Raw genomic sequence first — 4,253 nt, 5'->3', positions numbered from 1 at the left:
ACCGCCACCAACACATGCTCATCGCAACCCACACGGAAAAGCGTTGCCCGCAAAGGAATCTCAACCGACAAATCAAAGGGGCGGTGCGCCACGTTGTTGATGGCCTCGCCCAAGCGGCCTGCCGGCCACCCGTCGGCATCGACGATCTCCCAACCGAAATCGGCGCACTCGACCGGGAGCACCACTTGCTGCGGGTCGCCGTCGGGTGCGGTGAAGACGGTGCGCAAACTTTCGTGCCGCGCCACCACGTCGCCCAGCGCCGTCCCGAGCACGTCGGCACGCAGTCGTCCGCGCAAGCGGAGCGCGATCGCCATGTTGTGAACCGGCGAGGATCCGTGCAGCTGGTCGAGGAACCACAACCGAGACTGGGCAAACGACAGCGGAACCACCGCCGGGCGGGACCCGGCCACCACCCGCGCGAGCCGGCCGTCGCCCTTGTCGAGGCGGGATACCAGCTGGCCGATCGTCGGTGCTTCGAACAGCGCCCGCACGGACAGGGCCGCATCCAGGCTGGTGTTCACCGCGGCGACCAGACGCATCGCCGACAGCGAGTCACCACCCAGATCGAAGAAGGAATCGTCGACCCCGACCCGGTCGACGTCGAGGACTTGGGCGTAGATCGCGGCGAGGACCTCTTCGGTGAGGGTGGCCGGGGCACGGTACCCGTGGACGAGGTAGTCGGGCGGGGGCAGGGCCCGCGTGTCGAGCTTGCCGTTGAGGGTGCGAGGGAAGCTGGTCAAGGCGACGACGGCGGCCGGGACCAGGTAAGCCGGCAGCCGCTCGCCCAGCGCGGCCCGCAATTCGGCGGGGTCGGCGGTGCCGGTGATGTAGCCGACGAGGCGTTTGTCGCCGGGACGGTCCTCCCGGGCGATCACTGCCGCTTGTTCGACTCCCGGCAAATCGCCTAGCGCGGCGGTGATTTCACCAAGCTCGATGCGATACCCGCGAATCTTGACCTGCTCGTCGACGCGCCCCACGTAGCGCAGCTGCCCATCAGGGCCCCACCACACCAGGTCGCCGGTCCGATACATCCGCGCCCCCGGCGCCCCGAACGGGCACGCCACAAACCGCGACCCGGTCAGCCCGCCCCGGCCCACATAGCCGACACCCACCCCGGACCCGGCCACATACAATTCCCCGACCGCCCCGGCCGGCACCGGCCGCAGCCACCCGTCGAGGACGAAGAACGCGGCGCCTGCCACCGGCGAACCAATCGCCGGCGTCCCCGACCCGGCCACCAACGGCGCGCTCATCGACACCCACATGGTGGTCTCGGTCGGCCCGTACACGTTGACCATCGCGCGGCCCGGCGCCCACCGATCCACCACCTGCGCGGGGCACGGCTCGGCCCCCACCACCAGCGCCGCCCTCACCCCTTGAGGCGAGAGCACGCCGAGCGCCGACGGCGTCTGGGTCAGTACGGATACCCGCTCGCCCACCACCAACTCGTGCAGATCGTCACCGCAGCGCGTCACCGCGTCGGGCACCACCACCAGGTGTCCGCCGTGCAGCAACGCACCCCAGATCTCCCACACCGAGAAGTCAAAGGACAACGAATGGCATTGAGTCCAAACGCGTCCCGCACCCAACAAGTCACCCCCGGCCAACGCCGCAAACAGCTGCGTGACGTTGCGATGGGTGACCGCCACCCCCTTGGGCACTCCCGTCGTCCCCGACGTGTAAATCACGTGCGCCACATCGTCGGGGCCCGGCCCGACCCAGCCCGCGCCCGACTGCGCCGCAACCGCGGAATCGTCAACCTGCACCACCGCGCCGGCGAACCCACCCAGGTGCGACCGCAATCCCTGCCCGACGACCGCCACCGCCGCCCCCGAATCGGCGAGCATGAACTCCGCCCGGCCCGGCGGCACCCCCGGATCGATCGGCAGGTACGCCGCCCCCGACTTCAACACCCCCAGCAGCGCGATCACCGCCTCCCCCGACCGCTGCACCAGCAACGCCACGCAGTCCCCCGGACCGACACCACGCCCGACGAGCCAGCGCGCCAACCGGTTCGACGTCGCGTCCAGCTCGCGGTATGACCACGATCGGCCCCCACACGACACCGCGACCGCCTCGGGAGTGCGCTCCGCCCATACCCCGAACAACTCCGGAATAGACCGTCCCGGCGCACGATCGGCCGCGGCCGCCCAGTTCCCCCACCCGGCCAGGCGGGCCCGCTCTGGCTCTTCGAGGACGTCGATCGACAGCAACCGCCGCGTCGTATCGGCGGTCAGCGCCACCAGCACCCGTTCCAAGCGGCCCGCCAGATGGGCGGCCTCGAAGCTGGACAGGGGCTCCCAGGCGCCCGCCGTGCTCAGGGAGATCCCGTCCCCGTCGCCGGAGAAGATCAGCCCGAAACCACTTGCCTGGCCGGAATTCGTGTAGGACGCCGAGGCGGTGACACCACCGAAGGGCAGGGTGAAATCGGACGGGATGAAATTGACGCTCACCCGCTCGGGCGGCCCGACCGGGCCGCGGGCCTTGCGCTCCAACGCCTGCACCGGAAACCGTTGATGCTCAATGGCTTCGCGAATCCGGGTGTCGACGTGCAGGCAGAAATCGGCGACCGTGAGTTCGGGCGCCACGCGCAATACCAGCGGCACCACCCCGGCGACCATGCCGGGGAGCGTCTTCGATTCCGGGCGCACTCGCCGGTTGACCGGGAAGTCGAGGACCACCTCCGAGCCACCGCCGGTCCAGCCACGCACCAACAGCGCGCACGCCGCGGTGATGACCGACGTCGGGGACACGCCCCACACGTGGGATAGCTTGTGGACCCGGCGGAGGATGCCGGAGTCCAACGCGACCGGCGCGGATGGCCAGGGATCGCGCTCACCCGTCGCGCGCGGGGCCTGATGGGGTCCCGCGTCGATCGCGGGCAGGTTCTTCACCCAGTACGCCTCGTCGTCGCGGTAGTCGCCGGACGTTTCGTACCGTGACTCGCAGTCGAGAAGGTCCCGCAGTGACCCGAAGACGGCCGGCGGGATGGGGGCGGCGGAGACGATCGCGGAGTAGATCGAGGCGATGCGGTGACCGACGAGCGCGACGCCGGTTCCGTCGACGATGATGTGGTGGCAGCACGCGAACAGGTGAAACTGGTCCGCACGGGTCTGGAAGAGGGCGAACCTGAACAGCGGACCCGTGAACGGCATCGGCGTTCGCTGGATCGACAACGCTATCCGCCGGGCCTCTTCGATGGCGTCGCCCGAACCGGTCAGGTCATGGAAAGCCAGCTCGATGTCGGAGCATTCGATCGGCCGCTGGAACACCTGACCGTCCGCCTCGACGAAACAAGCCCGCGCCGGTTCGGCTTCTTCAACCGCTTGGCGGATCGCCCACTTCAGGGCGTCACGTTGGACCCTGCCGTCGATCCGGACGAAGAGGCCGATCTGCCACTCCGTGCCGGAGTGGCCCGTCTCCTGCGCGAGCCAGATGTCTAGTTGGCCGCGCGTGAGCGGAAGGGCTTGCTCACCAAGCTGCATCCAACTTCCCAACCATGAGGTTCACCGTTCAAACCCCCGGTTGACTGCAGCCGCTCGACCGAACCCTCCGCAATGCCCGTTCGGTTCCGCGTGATGGAGCGCACGACCGCGGCGCGATCCGCGTGCGGTTCCTCGCCCCTGTTGCCGCCCGTCGCCGACTAAGCCGGGGCCGCGGATGTCGTCATCGAACGGATCGACACACACAGTTTCTCCACCAACTTAGTCAACATGAGTGCAACAGTCTGAAAGATTAATCGAGGGCGAGAATGTGCGCTAGAGGTTTTGAAAAGTCTCACCTGTCTTACAGCACTCCTCTAACCGCGCACAAAAGATACGCAAAGAATGTTTTTGAGCGACAAACCGGATACACGGTTCGGGACGGCCCGCGTGGGACCGTCCCGAACCGGGTGTCGTGCTAGAGCAGGCCGAGCAACTGCAGGTCGGTCACGTACTTGACGATCACCGCCGGCGAGACGTGCGGGATGTCGTTGTCCGTGCCGATCTTGGCTTCCTGCACTGCGGCGCGGAATCGATCGGTCGGGGCGAACGCCCCGGTGGCCGGTTCGGGCGCCTGCAACTGGTTGTAGCCCGGGACTTGCAGCATCTGCAGGACCGAGTGCTTGCGCTGGTGCTCCGGCAACTCGCGCAGCGCGGCCTCGAACCGCTGCAGCCACTCCCCGAAGTCGTCGATGCGCTCGATCGGGTAGCCGGCCTCGATCAGCCAGTCGACGTACTCGTCGATGCCGATGCCGTCGTCGTGCGGGTTCA

At 68.2% G+C, this 4,253-nt stretch carries 2 protein-coding genes; both read right to left on the bottom strand.

Annotated elements, in window-relative coordinates:
- Nucleotides 1-3,485, bottom strand: a 3,485-nt coding sequence (locus A5704_RS24150; protein WP_067891462.1) for a non-ribosomal peptide synthetase, incomplete at its 3' end; no start/stop codon positions are given.
- Nucleotides 3,486-3,900: 415 nt separating this feature from the next.
- On the bottom strand, nt 3,901-4,253 hold a 353-nt coding region (locus A5704_RS28945), incomplete at its 5' end, for a hypothetical protein (RefSeq protein ID WP_197504927.1).

Source organism: Mycobacterium sp. E735 (genome assembly GCF_001666955.1).
GTDB lineage: Bacteria > Actinomycetota > Actinomycetes > Mycobacteriales > Mycobacteriaceae > Mycobacterium.
This window is presented reverse-complemented; position numbering and strand designations above follow the sequence as displayed.